This window comes from Cellulophaga baltica 18, from assembly GCF_000468615.2.
Classification (GTDB): Bacteria; Bacteroidota; Bacteroidia; order Flavobacteriales; family Flavobacteriaceae; genus Cellulophaga; species Cellulophaga baltica.
This window is the reverse complement of record NZ_CP009976.1, coordinates 3449404-3469343: the sequence shown is the minus strand read 5'-3', so window position 1 is coordinate 3469343 and position 19940 is coordinate 3449404. Positions and strand designations below refer to the sequence as shown.

Below are 19940 nucleotides of genomic sequence, written 5' to 3'. Positions count from 1 at the left end.
AGTTTCTTAATATCCAAAAACTTTTAGGATGCTTTTTACCCCAAGTATTAAGGTGAGTGTAACGATTGCTATTCCTAGTATGTTTTGAAATAGACTATTTCTATGGGCTCCTAATACATCCTTTCTATTCACTACCCATAATAGAAAAACGGCAATTACGGGTAACAATATTCCGTTTGCTATTTGGGCAAATTTTATTATTTCAATAGGCTTTACCCCTAGTAACAGAAAGGATAAACCTACTACTATAATTGCCATCCAAACAAATTTAAATCGTTTATCCTGCAATCCTGCTTTCCATCCAAAAACACTATTAACCACATAAGCCGCAGCTAGAGGTGCTGTAATTGCCGATGTTATACCCGCCGCAAAAAGGCCAATACCCATAAAATATTTAGCCGCGCTACCAAATAAAGGTTCTAAACCTTTGGCTAAATCCATCACACTAGAAATAGTGCTATTAGCTATACTTGTTGCAGCAATCATAATTCCCATCGATACCACACCGCCCAAAGCAATAGCGACAATAGTATCTCTTCTTGCTAGTTTTAGATCACTTTTAGATTTCCATTTTTCACTCACTAAAGAAGCATGCAAAAACAAGTTATAAGGTACCACTGTGGTACCTACTAAAGCTATAATACTAAGAATACTATTTTGAGGAATAGAAGGAACAAATAGCCCTTTAGCTATAGCCACAACATCTGGCTTTGTAATGATTGCGGTAACTAAAAAAGACAAACTCATAATAATCACTAAGGAAACAAGCGCTTTCTCTAGGGTTTTATAGTTGCCAAAATAGAGTAAAATAAAAGCTATTCCGCCTATTATTAAGGCATATATTTTGGTGTTTGCTGCGCCAAAAATTGCTTCCAATCCTAATGTTGCACCACCAATATTACCGCCTTCATAAGCTGCATTGCCAATAACAATGGCAGAAATAATGATTCCTAATACCAAATTCCTAATCCAGGGTATCTTAAGCTCTGATTTGATAACATCCGCTAGTCCGCGCTGCGTTATAATCCCTAAACGCGCAGCCATTTCTTGAAGAACAATCGTCGCAATTACCGAGAGTAACATTGCCCAAAGCAATGCATAACCAAAACTGGCGCCTGCTAATGTGCAAGCCGTTACAGTTCCAGGTCCAATAAAAGCTGCTGCCACTAAAACTCCTGGACCTATTTTTTTAAACATAACTATTTGGTATGGTTTAAGGCATAGAGCGCAAAACTACCCAACCAATGTGTTCCGCTATAATTGCCATCTACAATAGTAGGCAGGGAATGTTCTATATGTTTTGTTGCGATGTTTTTTAAATGTGCATACTCTGGTAAACTTTCTGAAATACCATACAAGCACCAAGCACGACTAAAATTGAGTCCGTCTAAATGCACCAATTTACCATCAGTTCTATCGGACACTAAGCCTGGTTCTAATTCAAATTCTGGATCCGTGAGTTCTGGTAAAAAAGTATCAAACCAAATCCTAAATTCATCTTCTGCACACACTTTACGCATTAAATTAGCTTCTTCTAAGCAAGGCGATAAAAAATCAAAGCCACTAGGCTCCCAATTTAAGGGACATTCACTATCATCTGCATAAAAGCGAATGGCTGTTTCTTTAATGGTTTTCTTAAGCACTTCATTATCCATGGTATTTGCATAATCATAGGCTAAAGAAAGTCCGAAGGCTGTATTAGTATGTTCTCCTACACGTATAGGATAATTTAGTTTAGGAAGAAATTCGGTATAAGAATCGATAATTAGGTGGGTTAATGGTTGTAAGTTTTTTTCCAAATCACGTGCTAAAGGGTCATTCCAAGTATGTAATTCTTCGGCTAATTTTAAAATCCACGCCCAGCCATAGGTACGCTCGTAAGAACTATTACCTTCCATTTTAAAATAGGCAATTTCTGCTGCTATATTCGCTTCGGAAATATTAGAAATTAATTTCTCACGGATAATATTTGCCTGGTGTAAGCTAGGAAACTGTTTTAATAAAGAGACGAGAGACCAGTGCCCATGGACCGAAGAATGCCAATCATAACAACCATAAAATGCGGGGTGTAATGTTTTAGGTGCCTGTAGGTGCGTAGCATCTGAAAGTGATTGATTCAGTTTATTTGGATATTCTACTTGCAAGCATTCTAAAGGGAGATTAGCTAATCTATTGGCTTCTTTAAAACTCAACTCGGGAAGCGCTAAAGTTTGCGCTGTAGTTGTTATTGGTTTAGGCTCTTCTTTACATGATATTACGAGAAGAAGCGTAGCGACAAGAATTTGTACTTTTTGGATCATTGAAGTTCTATTTTCAATTTTAATATGATAGCAAGTAAATATAGAGACTTAAAATTAAATTTAGTAAAATCGGCCTATAAATATATCGTTGAATGGTAATAGGTAGTGTAGTTCGTCTAAAAATGTGTCATACGTCTAAAACTTGAATTGTTTATATACTATTTGAAAAAAGTAACTGTTATAATAATCCCGAATACCTATTAACCTACTTAAATCAATGAACTGTTTAGAATGTAATAAAGAACTTAGTTATATAGACCATAAAAATTCTTTTGACATTTACGGAGTGGAACTTTGTAAACAACATAAAGGACGTATGGATAAATTGGTGAATACCAAAAAAACTCCTACGGAAGCTATTAAACTATACTACGGCTTAAAAGAAATTGGAATATCCTCCATGTTAGAATGGTGGGATGGTAAGAAATCTGTGGATTTAGCTATTTCGCGTGTAAAACTCAACATCGAAATAGATACAGAGTACAATACCATTACCCACGAACAAGCGATAATGGATTTAGAAGAGGCGATGCATTCTTTTAAAAATGGATTCACCACGATTAGAATACCCGATGTCGTCATAAAATATTACCTCAAAGAAACGGTAAAAAATATAGAAGGAATTGTTGAAGGTCTTAAAGTAAACATTAAAACATTATAGTTGATGGTTTAAAGGTATGCGGTACAGTAATTCATAATTTCTATTTCGCCTAAGTTATTTTGTTTTTAAACCTTAAACAGATTATTGAAAAATACTACAAAAAGCAAGTACATTTATATCCCATGTACTTGCTTTTTGTATATATACTATTTTGACATTAAATAATCACTTCAATCCTAATCGTTCAATAAATGACTATGTAAGCCTATAAATAGTGTATAGGCCATAGCAAAAGATCATCCATGGACGCCACTACGTTAGAAAAAATTATTAAACGTACATTTTATTCCAATGGTATGTCTTTCGTCAAAATATCCGTACCTAAGTATTTATCATCTTTATTGTAATACCACGCTCTAACTTTTGGCATTTTAATAGTCCCAACATTTTCCAAGTCACTTAAAAGGATGTATTCCCCATCATTTTTAGACTCATCATGAAAGAACTGATACACTTCCAAAGCATAGCTCGTAGGATCAAAATAGAAATACCAAACATCTTTACCCACACTTTCGTCATAGGTAACTTTTAGAACTAGATATTCTTTACCCTTAAATGTTTTAGTCTGTACTTTAGGATCTAGATTTGTTCCTTTATCTTTTAATTTCATTGGAAGACCATACAAATAGAGGTAATAGTTCTTCATGAAATTGGCACGCTCACAGCTCAACCGATGTGTCTTCAAAGCTTCCTCTGATATGCTTGTACTTCCGTTTAACTTTAATGTGCACTCTTCTTTATCTAAGGTTTGTTTAATGATAGTACCCTCTGTTTTGGAAGTGATTTCAAAGTGTTCTTTTGGTAAATCAATTTCTACTTCACTATGCCTTTCCTTACCGTCTGGGTAGTTCATGGTAATAAATAGTTTTCCTTGAAAAACACTCCAAAGCTTGTCTGGGTCATGATAAGCAATTGCTTTATCCAACAATTCTGGAGCTGTAAGATCTTGTGCTTTAGAGATTTGCATTCCTAGGAAGAATACGAGTACGATAAAATATTTAGTCATTTCTTATTTTTATAGGTAAAAGATAAATTAAAATATTGGTATAAGATTAATTACCGCTACGAATAACTATAGTGAAGTCTTAAATTGACACTTTACTATTTCAATCTACGCTATCATTCACTATTCTAAACATATTACTATCCCAACCAACCTTCTCTATCTAAACTACGGTATTGTATGGCCTCAGCTATATGTGTTCCTGTAACCGCTTCTGCAGCATCTAAATCCGCGATGGTTCTTGCTACTTTAAGAATTCTATCATAAGCTCTCGCAGATAGGTTAAGGCGTTCCATAGCATTTTTCAACAATTCTTTTGAAGCGTCATCCATTTTACAATATTTCCGGATATGCTTGGTATTCATTTGCGCATTGTAATGCACGTTTTCCATTTCTTCAAAACGCTGGGTTTGCAATTCTCGAGCCGCAGTTACTCGCTTTCTTATTTCTACACTCCCCTCTCCTTTTCGTTCTTCCGATAATTTATCAAAGGGCACAGGTGTTACTTCTATATGAATATCAATACGATCTAAAAGTGGTCCAGATATTTTACTTAAATAGCGCTGCATTTCTGCTGGGGAAGAGGTTACAGGTGCATCTGGATCATTAAAATAACCTCCGGGACTAGGATTCATACCTGCCACCAACATAAAACTACTCGGATAGGTAACGGTAAATCGCGCTCTAGAAATGGTCACTTCTCTATCTTCTAAGGGCTGACGCATTACTTCTAAAACGCCACGTTTAAATTCGGGCAACTCATCTAAAAATAAGACCCCATTATGCGACAAGGATATTTCTCCTGGCTGCGGATATGCTCCTCCTCCCACAAGTGCGACATCTGAAATAGTATGATGAGGACTTCTAAAGGGACGCTGATTCATTAATCCCATGTTCTTTATTTTACCGACAACACTATGTATTTTTGTGGTTTCTAGCGCTTCATGCAAGGTCATAGGAGGTAAAATAGACGGTAAACGTTTTGCTAACATGGTTTTACCAGCTCCTGGTGGACCTATTAGAATAATATTATGTCCGCCTGCAGCGGCAATTTCCATGCACCGCTTGATACTTTCTTGTCCCTTTACGTCAGAAAAATCAAATTCAGGAAAATCTAAAGATTTATAGAACTCTTTTCGTGTATCTATTATAGTCTGTTCTAAGGGAGTACCTATATCAAAGTATTCTATAACTTCTTTGATATTTTCCACACCGTAAACTTCTAGATCATTGACGATGGCAGCTTCTCTAGCATTTTCTTTGGGAAGAATGAAACCTTTATACCCTTCTTCCTTTGCTTTAATAGCAATGGGTAAAGCTCCTTTTATAGGTTGCAAACTACCATCTAGAGAAATTTCTCCCATGATGATATATTTTTCTATATTTTCTGACTTAATTTGTCCCGATGCCGTTAAAATCCCTAGGGCTAAGGTAAGATCATACGCAGAGCCCTCTTTTCGCAAATCTGCGGGAGCCATATTAATGGTGAGTTTTTTTCCTGGTATTTTATACCCATTATTCTGTAACGCAGCAGCAATTCTATAATTACTTTCTTTAATAGCATTATCGGGTAGCCCAACTAGATGATATCCTATTCCTTTATCTACATTGACTTCTACTGTAATAGTTGTAGCCTCTACACCAAAAACAGCACTACCGTAAACCTTTGTAAGCATTTAGATTATTTTCCTTAAAAATAGGAAAATAATTAGACATATAAGAATTCTACTATTTCAATATAGCCTACTGTACAGTGAACTCTTCCTCTATTTCGATTGGAGTTCCAGAAGAACTAAATCCTCTAAGTTGGATTACAAACGTACCTTTAACATCTGAACTATAAAAACTAAAGTCATTACGCACGCTATTCATTTTAAATTCAGGATTCCAATATAAAATATGTCTATAGTCCGGAATACGATCATCGGATAACAAATGTTTTTGTTGGAAATATTTTTTTCTTGGAGCGATTGCATTTAGCTCAAGTTTAGTTAATCCAAAATAATCTTCATTTCTACCAAAATCTCCTTGAAAAGTTTTAATATCTATTATTCCAGAAAAAATATTAGCACCTAAAATATATTTATCACGAACAACAGTAACACTTTTAATATTTTGAGTGTTATAACTAATTAAGCCTTCTATTGAATTTAAACGAACTCCATCTATAATAATTAATGGATCATAATCCCCTTCTGAAAACTGTTCACCATAACTTTTTATTTTCAATTCATATTTCCCTTTTTTGTCTTCACTAATCCAAACGTTATCAATTATTTCAACTATAGTCTCCTTAAAACTTGGAAATCTTGTGAAATCATCCAATATATATTTAACTCCTAAGTCCCCGTAAAAAGCTTTTTTTAATGGTAACGAAACTATAGTGTCAGGCTTAGCATTATAATATGCATTTTCTATTTGATTATGAATACTTCTAGCAAGAATCAAATCTTTCAATGTAGAATCTATCTTAATCTCAATAAAATCTAAACTACTATAATCAAGATTTTTATGAGTATCTAAGTTTATTTCAATCTTTTCATCAGATTTACCGATAGGTTGTAATAAAGCAAAATCAATTTCAGACGAATTCCTGTAATCTAAGATAAATTGACCATTACTATTTGTTTTAAAGGTGTATAATTGGTAATTATTACCGGGTATATTAAAAGTAAAATTTTTGTTTGGTAATAGATGTCCACTACCTACCTCTTGTATGGTTCCACTAATTAATTGTCCTCTTAATTCAGGAAAATAGAACTCTGAGCTCTTTTGTTTATTTTTCCTTAAAGAGTTGGAGGCGTATTTTTGAACGTGGAAATTATTCTTCTTTTTAATTAGAAGAGAATATTCACCTTCTAAAAATTCCTTATTCTTAGTTTCTAAATTAACTTTTAATTTCTCACGGGTATTAACAAATTGTTTTTCTAAAGATAAAATTAAATGTGACTTTAGAGTTGTTTTAGAAGGTAATTCTATAGCCTTAACACTATTGAGAAATAATGTTGAATCTGGAATTTTACTTCGATTGCTGAAAGGGTTGATAATTACTATATCTTCTTGAAAAAAATTACTAACACTATTGTTTTTCATCCAATTAGTATAAGCAATTAATTTATAGCCATCTGTCTTTAAATTAGTAGGGATAAAAAAATCATTATAACCATTACCATTCTCTAAATGTATTTTTTGTCTAATTACTATTTCTAGATCTTTATTAATTAACTCAACGTATCCTATTTTACTAATATTACTTGGTTCTCCCTTGCTATTTTTGCAATAAAATTTATAAAAAAAAACTTCCCCTGAAAGTACCGTGGAGTTACTATAATGAAGCTCTACAGATTCATTACCTATATTCTTAAGTTTTTTTAAATCAGCACTATTTTCAGTACTAATTACCTGAGAATTGGCTGATAACGTAATTAGAAAGAATATTAAATACTGGCAATATATTTTGCTAAACATAACTATAACATTTAATCAATCCAAAATTCTGGTTTTTCTTTTGAGCCCAATACTGAACAGTCAATACATGGCCTATTAACTATAGAGTATACACTCCCGATATAGTTAAAACTTGTAAATACGTAATTATTGGTTTTTAACAAATCTATCATATCACCAATATCATTAGATGTAAAATTTAAGGGACTACAATCAAATGGATAATTGGCTCTTGCACCAGAAGGAATCATATCCTCATAATTGAAAAATATTCTTTTAGAACTTACTGTAGACACTTCAAAAAAACCAATAACTTTCTCAGTACTATTCTCTGATCGTATATTTCCTTTAATAAAGCCAGGCTGTGTTTGAGAAAATAAATTATCACTACTTGCAAAATCTTTCAGAGTATTATAAAAGTTATTAGCTTCTCTAGATTGAACATATTGATGTACAAGAATACTATACCTATTTCTAATACTAAAGTCTTCCTTAGGTATAAATTTTACTTGAAAGTTATCAATTCTACTTTCAACCCCTTGCGCAGTACTTATAGTCAAAATTTCATTTGAATTTAACGTATTATAACAAATTACATTCTGTTCATCTTTAGGAACAATTTCCACTATAGGAGGATTCTCTGAGAGAATATTTAATGTAACAAAACTTGTAATAAGAGATTTAATTAAATAAGTTTCTTCATATTCAAATCTAAAATATTTTGCTTTATTTTCCGAATCATATCCATCTACCTTTATGGCTACCCCTTCATTCCCTAAATCATCTACACTAAACTCCGCTCTTAAATCCTCGATTACCGAATTAGCAATAGGCTCCACATATTCTGAAAAATACCTCTGACCATCTTTGGTAGTGACATTTAATTGATAACTTCTACCTTTAATGACATTGAAAGGCTCTCTAGATAAATAAATACCGGGACTATCTTCAAGAAATTGAATTGAATTATCTAAATCATCCAATATAATTACTTTCGCTTCTGATTCCCGTATATTCTGAAAACCAGCCTCATATGTCCTATTAAGTGTAACACTTTGTTGCCCTTTTACATCCGTGATATTAGCATTTATGACTAAAATACTTTCAAAATCTTCAGTTTCAACTTCAATAATTTCAGTACAGCCGATATGTAATAGAATAAATATAATTATATAATAGCTTCTAAATTTCATAGTATTTTTAAAATTTAAAATTATAAGTTATTGAAGGAACTGGAATTGAAAATATAGAAGTTTGTATAGCCTTTATTTTATCATCTTCATTAGTAAAATAAACGGAAAACGGATTACTTCTACCTAGAACATTATAAATTGATATTGTCCAAAAACTATGTGCAAACTTTTTAATTTTATGATTACCTTCAATATTAAATCCAACATCTAATCGTATAAAGTCTGGAATTCTATAACTATTTCTATCGCTAAAAACTACATATTCATTATTATTATATTCAAAATTACCAACAGGAATAGTAATTGGTCTACCGGTCTGGTATACAAAATTGGATGAAAAACTAAAACGTTTTGTGAACTTATAATTTCCTACAAAACTTATATCATGAGGTTTATCAAAATTTGATGGGAAAAACTTTCCATTATTAATTTTTTCTTCCTCAAACTGGCTGTCTAATTTAGAGAAAGATCTAGAGAAGGTATACCCCAACCAACCATTAAATTTTCCAATATTTTTAGATATTAATAATTCCAGTCCATAACTTTTACCATCACCTTGTAGCACTTCGGTTTCAATATTCTCATTCATCAGTAATTGAGCTCCAGTTTTAAAGTCTAAAATGTTTTTAGATTTTTTATAAAACCCCTCAATACTCAATTCAAATTTATTTTCATTAAAATTTTTGAAAACTCCTAAAGATAATTGCTGACCAGTTTGAGGCTTAATATTTAAATCTGATAATTTCCAAGTATCAACTGGAGATACAGTCGTATTATTGGATAGCCTATGAATATATTGTACCGATTGAGAATATCCTGCTTTCAAGGACATTTGTTCAGAAAACTTAAACCTACTAGAAACCCTCAGTTCAGGATAACCATAGGTTTTAACTACTTCATTATTATCATAACTAATTTCATTAGTTACTGTTTGATCATTTCTGGGTTGATTATTTTCATATTGACGCTGTATGCTTTCACCAAGTGATGCAAATAAAGAATATCTTAATCCAACATCTAAAGATAAAGCATTTGAAATATCTATATTTCTAGATATAAATATACCAGATTCTAGTCCCTTTTCTTGAGGAATTTCTAAATTCTGAATATTTGAACTATTTAAAGGTTTAATACTTCCTGGGTTTATAGTATATAGCTTACTTGAAATTCCAAAATCTAATTTAAACTTAGGATTAAATATATAGTTTCCTTTAGCTTTAACTTCTGTTTCATTTAAATTATAATCTAGTATAAAATCATTATTAGCGTCTCCTTCAAAACCGATATCAAATGAATATTTACTATTACTTATAACGATATCCCCTGAACTTCTATCACTAAACCTGTGATTCCATTTTAATGAAATCAACCTATTTGTATAGGTGTAAACTGAGTCAGTGGATATACTATAATCATCTTTACTGCCATATCCCGTAATTCTAAAATTATTATTGTCATTTATCCTATGATTATAAGTAGCTACTACATCATAAAAAGAAGCGCTACTATTGTTTAAAGAAACTTCATCTATAGAATTTAATATCCAATTAGAATAAGCACCTCTTCCACCAATTAGAATTGATGATTTTTCTTTTACTACTGGAATTTCTAACAAAACATTGCTTGTTACTGGACCTACAGATGCTTCCCCTGAAAATTTGCTCGTATTGCTGGCTTTTGTTTTAATATCAAATACTGATGACAATCTACCTCCAAATTCAGATGGAATATTTCCTTTATAAATTTTAATACTCCCAATTGCAAAAGGGTTTAATGCCGAAAAAATACCGAAAAAATGTTGAGGATTATAGATAACAGCATCATCAAAAAGTATTAAATTTTGATCAGTTTTACCTCCCCTAACATTGAACCCAGTAGATCCTTCTCCTGTTGTAGATATTCCAGGAATAGTTGTCGCTACTTTTAATACATCTCTTTCGCCTAATATAATGGGAATATTTTTTGATTGTTCAACGTCGATACCAACGGTTCCGCTGATAGTTTCTTCGATATTAGTATGAGCATTTGCCTGTACTATAACTTCATTTAACTGTTCAAACCCTTCTTTTAAATTCAGATTTAAAACTCCGTCATTATAAATTATGATTCTTTTCTTAACATTTTCAACACCTATAGACCTAAATTCTAATAAATGCTCTCCAAGTGGCAACTTTAAAACATAAGAACCGTCTAAGTCTGTTATTACGGCAAAAGTTGAAGCATCGTCCGTTATTGTTAAATTTGGGATAGGTTCTTTTGTTTGAGAATTTAGAACTATACCACTTATTATATAAGTTTTTTTTGAAGAATTAAAATTCTGTTTTCCTATGCGTATAGTTTCAATCCGTTGTTGCTTTATATTCTGATTCCCGGACCTTAAACTTTGATAACTAATTACTTTTTTATCCTTTTGGGAGTATGTAACATCAAAAAAATCACTTGGAAGCTCTGTATAAATAAGATTATTTTGAGATAATATAATTTTATCGTTTTCGTAAAATAAAAAATTAATGTCTGTTCCTTCAAATAGCACATCAAGCAATTCCTTTATACTAATTTCCTTAAATGAAAAGCTTTTTTTCTCTGAAGTAAACCACTCTTTTAAAAAATAAAAATTGTACTCAGTTCTATTTTCAATCTCTAGAATAATATCACTTAAACTAAGATCATTCACTTCTAGTGATATTTTTTTTTCATTATTTTGACTATACCCTGTAGCAATCCCAAAATAAAGTAGAATTAAAATAATATGTGATTTCATTTTATAGCTACAGGTTAATTAATTTGTTATTCAATTCCAAAAACAAATTTTGCATGAATAGATCTTCATTTGTTTTCCTCAATGTTTTGTTTCCTCTAAAAAATTGTTTTATGAACTTATTTTGCTCAGGATAAAGTGCCAAAACGTCAGATTTGGAATTAAAGGGGCTTAATATTTTTTTATGGTATACATAATATCTATACCTCGGCTTAAATTCATAATAAATATTACGATATGTTTTACCTAGATTATTTTTACTGTTTTTTTTCAGAAGCTGAGAATTACTCTCATTAGCTATAACTTCTAAATATCCAATATTTAAATCTAAATTATTGCCTTTAAAAATTTTAAAAACTTTACCTTTTATAGAAAAGCTGTCTACGTTAGTTTTAATTAATTCAACGATGAGCGTTTCGGATGATTTTTTTGGATTTAAAAGAAGTTTATCCTCAAATAAATCATATTTTATTTTTTGATCAAAAAAAACATCTCCGTTATAAACAACAGTTCCTTTTATTAAATTAGATGAGCGATAATATCGATGATTTTCATTATTTACAATATACTCATCTATAAATAAAGGACCTTGATGTAATTTCAAATTTTCTTCTCCAAGAATTAGGTCATACGCATTATAAATTGTTTTTAAAACCTTGTTTTCCTGTCCATAAATTACACTTAGATTAGTAAGAGTTATAAGGAATATTAAGAAAAATAAATTTGAAAACGAAAAAAGTAATTTCATAAATGATTTTAACATAAAGATTTAAAAATATGTTAAAAAAATGCATAAAAACACTTTTAAATGTTATTTGTATTTTTTTTAACATTAGGTGAACAATATCTTGAAAACTAAAAATTTCAATTTTTATTCTCTGTTATTAATCCTCTAAGGGCTTGAATAGTAGCACAGATTCCGCAGAAGATTTAATCTCTTCTTTATTCATCATCATCTTACGAAACTCTCCGTTTACATACATTTTAGCTTGATCCTGGTAATGATTGCTTAGCATATTACCCGATTGTCCTGTTGGTAAAATACTTATGCTGTTTTCTACATCTGAAAAATCTATAATCCTACGTGTAGATGGTCCAGATGATACTTTATATAAGCCATCTTCTGTATAGGCAAAAGATAAATTGTTAATTACCTCTCTAGTACCGTTTATTTCATACGGCCCCACATTGAAATATTTACGCAAAACTTCTACTTGCCCAATTGGATGTGGATGTTCTATGGTGTGCACTTTATTCCAAGTCCATTCTTGTGTATCTACTCCCAATGATTGCTCTAAAGCAGCATAAGCTTGTTGAAAAGATCTATTTACAATAACAGATTTTGTTTCCATCTCTGCTGTAGTGATATCATCCCACCAAACAGATTCTTTTTTTTCTGCCATCGGGGCAATGGTTCTTTTAAAAAAATGTGTTCCCAAAAATGAAGTAAATTGCGCTTCACTCAACTCATCACCAAAGGTGTTTTTTATGAAGAAATAAACCCAACGGTGGTATATAGTACTCTCAACACTCTCCAAAGTAGCATCGCCTTTCCAGTGCTTTAATTTCTCTATTACTTCTAGCTGCTTTGTAGATAACTCTTTAGAATTTAATTCTTCTATAAGATTATTCACAATCGTAGGATCTACGCTTGACGTAACATCTGTAATCATTTTTGCTACATCATCTTTATTCCAATCATTTTTAGCATCAATAAGTTGTGTTATCCTTTTTGCCCTATTTTCTGGTAAATAATATCCAGGATAAATTTTTCCTAGAATAGAATCTGGCTGGTTATTTGCGGAGTACACGTAATTCCAAGGTGGATTAATAGCCTGCGGATTCTCCTTAAACTCTAAATACCTCAGAGGTTCTTGCAATCCTGTACTTCCGTCTAAAATAAATTTTGTGTTTACACTGTCTGGCATTTGATACAATTTGGCTGTAGCAAACCAAGCTACATTTCCTTTAGCATCACCATACATAATATTTAATCCAGGCGCATGAATATCGGCTAATGACTTTTTAAAATCACGTAATCCATTGGCATGCACAATGCCATTATACGCTTTTAATGTTTTATTGTCCGTCTTCGTATAGGTCCAAGACATGGCAACGGGTTTATCTCCTACAATTTGATCTGCTATACCGTTTAATACTGGACCGTGAATTGATTTTTTATAGGTGAATTGAATAGCATCTGCATCTTTAACTTTTATTGTCTTGGTAACACTTTCAAAACTCTTCCACTCCTCTTTGTATTTATATTTACGCTTATCTGAAGGATGTACTTCTTCATAATAAAAATCAATATCGTCATTCTCAAACATGGTTAATCCGTAAGCTAGGTTTCTATCATGCCCCAATAAGGGAAAGGGTACACCTGCTAAGTGGTAGCCATATTTCTCATAGGTTGGCGTGCTCACATGAGCTTCAAACCAAACTGAAGGTTGTGAAAAACCAATATGAGGATCGTTAGCAAAAATAACGTGTCCGTTTTTTGTTTTCTCCGGAGAAAGCACCCAACTATTACTCCCTTCAAACAGGGGCACTGGTAATTTCTCTAAGGCTTGTAATGCAATTTCAGAGACCGTATTTTTTAAAGCTTGCTTGCCCTTTGGATAATTAGAAATCAGTGTTAAAGACGGGTCTACCTCAATTTCTAAATCTTTTAAATATTGAGGTCCTAGTTGTTCTTTAATAGAAGTAAGTAACGGATCTGTTTTATGCGCCATGGCAAAACTAAAGGCCATATATCCAATGGTATTATAGACATCTTTTAATACAAAAGGGGTTTTATCAATCCCCGTTAAATAAAACTCTACGGGCGTGGGTCCGTCTTTGATAAATGCATTAATACCTTCCAGATAGGCTGTGGTTAGACGAATGCTTTCGTCATTCATATCTAAATGAGCCACCGTCTTTTCAGAAGCTTCATCAATGCCTAAAGAAATAAGAAACTTATCGGTAGTAATCATGTCTTTACCAAATACTTCAGACAGTCTTCCGGGACCTATTCTTCGTAAAAGTTCCATTTGCCACAAACGATCTTGCGCATGAACGTAACCTAAAGTTCTAAAAGCATCTTCTTCTGATGCCCCATAAATATGAGGAATACCATACGAATCATAATAAACACTCACTTCTTTTTTTATTTTGTCTAATTCTTTCTCTCCACTGTAGCTTGGTTTTAGGGATAAAATAAAAATTACAATTCCAATCACAAAAATTAATAGAATGGTACTGATAAATAGAAGTATTTTTTTGAGCTTTTTCAAAATTTACGGGGGTATTAAACCACTAAAAATAATATAAGATGAGCGCCTACTAAAGTATACTAGACCAATTGATTAAAAACGGTGTTGTATAGCACAGTATACGGCAAAGAAAAATGCATTTAAAACTGTAGCCCCAAATTTCAAAGATCCTTAATACCTAATGTACTTACATCCAATGAAAACAGCCCCTTTATTTCAAATTATAACTAGCTGATTTTTGAATTACACTATTCAATTTAAAAAAAAGATAAAGTTTATAAATTTTAACAATAGTCTACAATATTTGGTATTATTGTAATCATAACACTAAATCAAACTACATATGAAAATTAAAGCAAACAAAATTATTTTGAGTTTAACCGCTGGATTACTCTTAGCTTCTTGTCAAAAAGATGAGACGAACGTTTCTATAAAGGAATCTTTCAATGTGGCAAAAAGCTCTGCAACTAGTAAAAGTAATTCGTCATTAGAACAATTATCTCCTACAGTACGTTTAGAGGGTATTGAGCTTTTTAACGACAATCCGTTTACAATTTCACAAGTTGTAACTCCTAGCGAATGTGCGCCTACATTATTTAATACAGTCATAGATGAATCTGTTTCTAGTAATATCGATGCTTTAGGAGCCGAATGGTATGAACTTTATGCTGAAATGAACTTTTACTATTCACTGACAGATACTAGCGAACAATATTTTGGAGCTAATGGAGAGTACACCAATTTGGTTTCAAAAATCACTAGAGGATTAGAAGGTTTTTGGAATATGTCTAATGAGGTTAGCGTTCGTGGCCAACACAATAGTACCTTAAATGATTCAAGTAAGGTCATTGACATTTTAACTTTCTGGTATGGTTTACCTGAAGAAGAGGCTGCTATTTATGCCGACTATTTTATAAACGTTGTAAATGCAGAAAGTACTTTTCTAATTGAATCCCCTCTTGTATCTTTTGATGGTTTTGCTATTGCACTAGAAGGTCAATTAGATCAAGGAGACATCATTGTCATTGGTGATGGATTAATAGAACTAGCAGCTGAAGCAGGTGTAGATTCTAAAGTGGTTTGGTCCGGTATTATGGCACATGAATGGGGACATCAAATACAATTTAATAATCGTGATTGGTATCCAAATGGTGCTGCAGATAATGCTCCAGAAGCAACTAGAACTACAGAATTAGAAGCTGATTTCTTTACAGGATATTATTTAACACATAAAAGAGGTGGCACCTATAATTGGAAAAAAACCGAAGAATTCTTAAGCTTATTCTTTAATATTGGCGACTGTAGTTTTACCAGTGATGGTCATCATGGAACACCTGCCCAACGTATGGAAGCGGCAAAGCAAGGATATATCTTGGCGCAAAATGCTAAAAAGAAAGGTCATATTTTAGACGCAGAAGCTGTGCATGTATCATTTTTAGAAATTCTTGAAACGGTTGTTGGTCCACAGGAAAATACAAATTTCTTAGCGGTAGCGCAATAGAAGTATCATTACATACTAATTTACAAAATGGGTTAATTATATTTTAATTAACCCATTTTATTTTTTTAACTACATCCCCAAACTCGGTACGTGTTTTATCGTATGATATTGTAGAGCTGCTTTGATGCAAGATTTTAATTCTTTCACCGGTATCTCTTCCTCTACTTTAAAAACCAGTGCTCTATTTCCCTCATATGTAAATTGATCTGGAAATACTTCTTTGAATGTAGTTACTAATAAACTCGTGCATTTAAAATATATAGCATAGTGTTCTGGAGTTTTTTTCTTCCAATCTATACGAATAGTACTCCCCTTCTTAGCGATATAACTTGGTTCTCCCCATTTTAGGGTTTCTTCCAATTCCTGCACATCATCCAGCTCATTTGCGGCTTCTAAAATGAGATTCCTTAGTGCACGCATCTTAGGTCTAATAAGGTCTGGATACCCCTCAAAAACTAATGCCACTTTTGGATTTTCAAGTAAGAGTAGCTGTTTCATTTTTTTAAGAATGAGTCACGTTTATTTTAAATTATCTAAGCCTTCCTGAAGCCAAACTTTATAGGTTTCGGTATCGGTATACTGTATAGAAGTATTTAAAACCTCTAATTCTGGAGACAATAATACATAATAAGGCTGTGATGCTGCATTAAAATTAAGCGTTTGGAAAGTCCCCCATTTTTGCCCTACCGTTTCAATATGTTTTACACGTCCGGTTTCGTACTTAAAATCAAATTGTTCCAACTCCGGTAATGCTTTTCGGTCATCAATATATAATGATATTAAGATATAATTATCATTTATAAGTTTGAACACTTCTGGATCACTCCATACATTTTCTTCCATTTTACGGCAGTTTACACAAGCCCAACCCGTAAAATCTAACAAAATTGGTTTATGTACCTCTTTCGCATAAGCTACACCATCTTCAAAATCTTTAAAGCAATTTAGCCCTAAAGGGCAATCACTTTCTTGTTCAAAAACGCTATAAAATTCTGGTGGTGGAAATCCGCTTAATAATTTTAAATTGGTGGTTTTTGTAAGTCCTAATCCTAAATAAAGTACAAAACCAGCACTTACAAAAGCAAGTGTTTTTCGAATGCCTGATAGTTTTTGTTTAGGACCATCATGAGGAAATCGTAAAATACCAAATAGATAGAGTGTTAACAAAATAAATAGTACAATCCATATTCCTATAAAAAGTTCGCGCTTCAGAAATCCCCAATTACCCACCAAATCTGCATTTGATAAGAATTTTAATGCTAAAGCTAACTCTAGAAAACCGAGAACTACTTTCACAGTAGTCATCCATCCACCAGATTTTGGTAGCGAATTTAACCATGCGGGAAATAAGGCAAACAACGCAAAAGGCAAAGCTAATGCGGTTCCAAAGCCTAACATACCGGTAGATAAGTTTGTGGCAACATCACCATCTGCCAAAGCTGTACTTCCTAATAGTCCGCCTAAAATAGGACCTGTACAAGAAAAAGAAACAATAGCTAAGGTTACAGCCATAAAAAAGATACCCAAAACCCCTCCTGCTTTAGAAGAAGCATTATCCATTTTATTAGCCCAAGAACTCGGTAAGGTTAATTCATAATATCCAAAGAATGAAAAGGCAAAAAACACAAAGATTGCGAAGAATACGATATTTAACCAAACATTGGTAGCTATGGTATTTAGTATTTGCGAGTCTACCGAATCAAATAAATGAAAAGGTAAGCTCAGTAGAAAATAGATTAACACTATAAAGAAACCATATAGTATTGCATTGGTAATACCTTTGCTTTTAGTCCCTGATTGTTTCGTAAAAAATGATACCGTAAGTGGTATCATTGGAAATACGCAAGGCGTAAGCAAAGCAATTAATCCTCCTAAAAAACCAAGACCAAAAATCATGAATAAACCAGAAGAACCACTGACACTATCTACAGTGCCTTCGGTTAATTTCTCTTTATTCTTAAGATCTAAAATTAATTCCTCGCTAAGTATTACACTGCGTTCATCAACTGTTTTTTCTTCTAAATTTACCGGGCCACCATCTAATGCAAAAATAAATTCTTGTTCTCCAGGAATACATACATCCTTACATACTTGATAATACAAGAGCACATTAACTTGGGTAGTCGCCGGATTTATAAGCTTTATTTTTTGCGTAAAAACAAGCTTCTCTTTGAAATACGTTTCATCAACCTCAAAAATATCACTATACTCGGTGGTTGTTTCACTTTCTGTTGTTGCACCTATAAGTTCATAATCTTGATTTGCTTTCTCAAAAACAAATTCACTGGGTTGTGAACCTCCTTCTGCGGTGTGTTGAGAATAAACATGCCAATCTTTAAAAATATCAGCTTTTATTATTAATTCAAATTCTGTATCAGAGATTTTGTTTAATTCTTGTTCCCATAAAACAGGCTCTTCGTCTGTCTGAGAAAATGCTAAAAAAACATTGAAAAATGTCAGAAAAATTAATATATTTTTAATCATTATGCTAGGCTGAATTTTAATATTGTATGTGTCTTTTTTGATACTTTAAATCGATTATCTGCTCTCTTACCAATCACCCAAACTATAGCATCTTCACTACAAAGTAACCATTGTTGTTCTTTTTGAAATTGACTGTACTTCTCGTCTTTAAAATATTTGCTTAATTTCTTTACTCCTTTCATTCCGAAGGGATAAAAATAGTCGCCCGTTTTATATTTTCTTACAGTTAAAGGAAACTTTAAATGGTCTTTGTCTACATATAACGTATCTGTACCTGTAGTTGTTATTGCCGATACTTCTTCAATTGTAATGGACAAAGGTTCCCTTACCGAATTACAGGGATCTTCAATCTCAAAAATATCCTTGGAAATAGGTTGTACCGCTTTTAAATACAGATGATCTCGATCTTTGAGCAGGCGGTGGCTAACCGAGTGCAATTCTTTACCACTCATTGCCGATAGTAAGTCTAAAATTGCCGACGCATCTGTAAAACCAAAAGGTTTAAATAAGTGATACACCAAAGATTTTAAGGCTTTTTGCTTTTTAAGAGCGGCAATAGACACCATAAAACCAGCGCCATCTTCTTTAAAAAGAGCCGTCCGTAGTTCCTGAATATGATGGTCTAGCAAATTTGCCGTTTCGGCTAAATACTGTTGACTCTGTAAAAAATTATTTAAAAAGGAAGGATGTAGTTCTTTTAAATGTGGAACAATTTTATGTCTTATTTTATTCCGTACATATTTGGTCTCTTGATTACTTTTATCTTCCCTCCAAGAAATATTAAAGCGATGTGCATAGTCCAAGATCTGTTCCCTAGAAAATAGTAAAAGCGGTCTGGCAATAGTCGCTGTTCTTTCCGGAATCCCCGTCAGACCATCAATACCCGTTCCTCTAGAAAGGTTGATTAAAAATGTCTCTACGTTATCATCTGCATGATGCGCTGTAACCAGAGTTGCTATTTGATGTTTCGCTTGTAGTTCAGCGAACCAGTCATACCGTAATTCTCTTGCTGCAATTTGCAAAGAAACCTTATGCGCTTTCATATATTCTTTCGTATCAAAGCTCGTATGGTACACAGGTATTTTTAACTCTGAGGCTAATGATACAACGAAAGCTTCGTCTGCATCACTCTCTGCTCCTCTTAACTTAAAATTACAATGGGCTAAAGAAAAATCTAATCCAATAGTTTTGCATAAGTGAACAAGTACTACACTATCAATACCGCCACTACAAGCTACTAAAAAATGCGTGTTTTTTAGTTCTGGAAAATTATCTTGAATATGTGATTTAAATTGTTCTTGCACAGTTACAAAAATACATAAGAAAAATGAAGTCT

Annotated in this window: 14 protein-coding genes; 2 read left to right on the top strand and 12 right to left on the bottom strand. The window is 32.6% G+C overall.

What is annotated here, in order from left to right:
- Positions 1 to 6: 6 nt before the first annotated feature.
- Both M666_RS14885 and M666_RS14880 read right to left on the bottom strand, forming a co-directional pair.
- Positions 7 to 1197 carry an Nramp family divalent metal transporter gene (locus M666_RS14885; RefSeq protein ID WP_029446501.1) on the bottom strand — a complete coding sequence of 397 codons (1191 nt, stop codon included), beginning with the start codon at positions 1195 to 1197 and terminating at the stop codon, positions 7 to 9.
- Between the two features lie 2 nt (positions 1198 to 1199).
- Positions 1200 to 2300: a DUF2891 domain-containing protein gene (locus M666_RS14880; RefSeq protein ID WP_029446500.1), complete on the bottom strand. Its 1101-nt coding sequence runs from the start codon at positions 2298 to 2300 to the stop codon at positions 1200 to 1202.
- 217 nt (positions 2301 to 2517) lie between these two features.
- On the opposite strand from M666_RS14880, the gene M666_RS14875 reads away from it, so the two are divergent.
- Positions 2518 to 2961 carry a hypothetical protein gene (locus M666_RS14875; protein ID WP_025615150.1) on the top strand — a complete coding sequence of 148 codons (444 nt, stop codon included), beginning with the start codon at positions 2518 to 2520 and terminating at the stop codon, positions 2959 to 2961.
- A gap of 283 nt (positions 2962 to 3244) precedes the next feature.
- On the opposite strand, the gene M666_RS14870 is transcribed toward M666_RS14875, so the two are convergent.
- The 7 genes from M666_RS14870 to M666_RS14840 all read right to left on the bottom strand — a co-directional run bounded on the left by M666_RS14870 (position 3245) and on the right by M666_RS14840 (position 14640).
- Positions 3245 to 3967, bottom strand: a complete 723-nt coding sequence (locus M666_RS14870; protein ID WP_029446499.1) for a DUF6503 family protein — start codon at positions 3965 to 3967, stop codon at positions 3245 to 3247.
- Positions 3968 to 4104: 137 nt separating this feature from the next.
- The gene (locus tag M666_RS14865; protein ID WP_029446498.1) at positions 4105 to 5640 is read right to left on the bottom strand and encodes a YifB family Mg chelatase-like AAA ATPase; all 1536 of its coding nucleotides are present in this window, start codon (positions 5638 to 5640) and stop codon (positions 4105 to 4107) included.
- A 67-nt stretch (positions 5641 to 5707) separates the two neighbouring features.
- Positions 5708 to 7432, bottom strand: coding sequence for a hypothetical protein (locus tag M666_RS14860; protein WP_029446497.1), 1725 nt, complete (start codon positions 7430 to 7432; stop codon positions 5708 to 5710).
- Between the two features lie 11 nt (positions 7433 to 7443).
- Positions 7444 to 8604 carry a DUF4249 domain-containing protein gene (locus M666_RS14855; protein WP_029446496.1) on the bottom strand — a complete coding sequence of 387 codons (1161 nt, stop codon included), beginning with the start codon at positions 8602 to 8604 and terminating at the stop codon, positions 7444 to 7446.
- Between the two features lie 7 nt (positions 8605 to 8611).
- Complete coding sequence (locus tag M666_RS14850) at positions 8612 to 11365, bottom strand: TonB-dependent receptor (RefSeq protein ID WP_029446495.1); 2754 nt, start codon at positions 11363 to 11365, stop codon at positions 8612 to 8614.
- A 7-nt stretch (positions 11366 to 11372) separates the two neighbouring features.
- Positions 11373 to 12110 carry a hypothetical protein gene (locus M666_RS14845; RefSeq protein ID WP_029446494.1) on the bottom strand — a complete coding sequence of 246 codons (738 nt, stop codon included), beginning with the start codon at positions 12108 to 12110 and terminating at the stop codon, positions 11373 to 11375.
- 136 nt (positions 12111 to 12246) lie between these two features.
- On the bottom strand, positions 12247 to 14640 hold the full coding sequence (locus M666_RS14840) for a penicillin acylase family protein (protein ID WP_029446493.1): 2394 nt from the start codon (positions 14638 to 14640) through the stop codon (positions 12247 to 12249).
- A 322-nt stretch (positions 14641 to 14962) separates the two neighbouring features.
- Between M666_RS14840 and M666_RS14835 the strand changes: the two genes are divergently transcribed.
- Positions 14963 to 16120, top strand: a complete 1158-nt coding sequence (locus M666_RS14835; protein WP_029446492.1) for a neutral zinc metallopeptidase — start codon at positions 14963 to 14965, stop codon at positions 16118 to 16120.
- A 69-nt stretch (positions 16121 to 16189) separates the two neighbouring features.
- Here M666_RS14835 and M666_RS14830 read toward each other — a convergent pair whose 3' ends face one another.
- The 3 genes from M666_RS14830 to tilS are packed head-to-tail and all read right to left on the bottom strand — an operon-like array spanning position 16190 to position 19908.
- Entirely contained in the window at positions 16190 to 16618 is a 429-nt protein-coding gene (locus tag M666_RS14830) for a DUF1801 domain-containing protein (protein WP_025615145.1), read from the bottom strand.
- 21 nt (positions 16619 to 16639) lie between these two features.
- Positions 16640 to 18604 (bottom strand): protein-disulfide reductase DsbD family protein, encoded by a 1965-nt coding sequence (locus M666_RS14825; RefSeq protein ID WP_039325869.1) that lies wholly within the window; start codon positions 18602 to 18604, stop codon positions 16640 to 16642.
- Positions 18604 to 19908: a tRNA lysidine(34) synthetase TilS gene (gene tilS / locus M666_RS14820; protein ID WP_029446490.1), complete on the bottom strand. Its 1305-nt coding sequence runs from the start codon at positions 19906 to 19908 to the stop codon at positions 18604 to 18606. Before tilS ends, M666_RS14825 begins: the two co-directional genes overlap by 1 nt.
- Between the last annotated feature and the right edge of the window lie 32 nt (positions 19909 to 19940).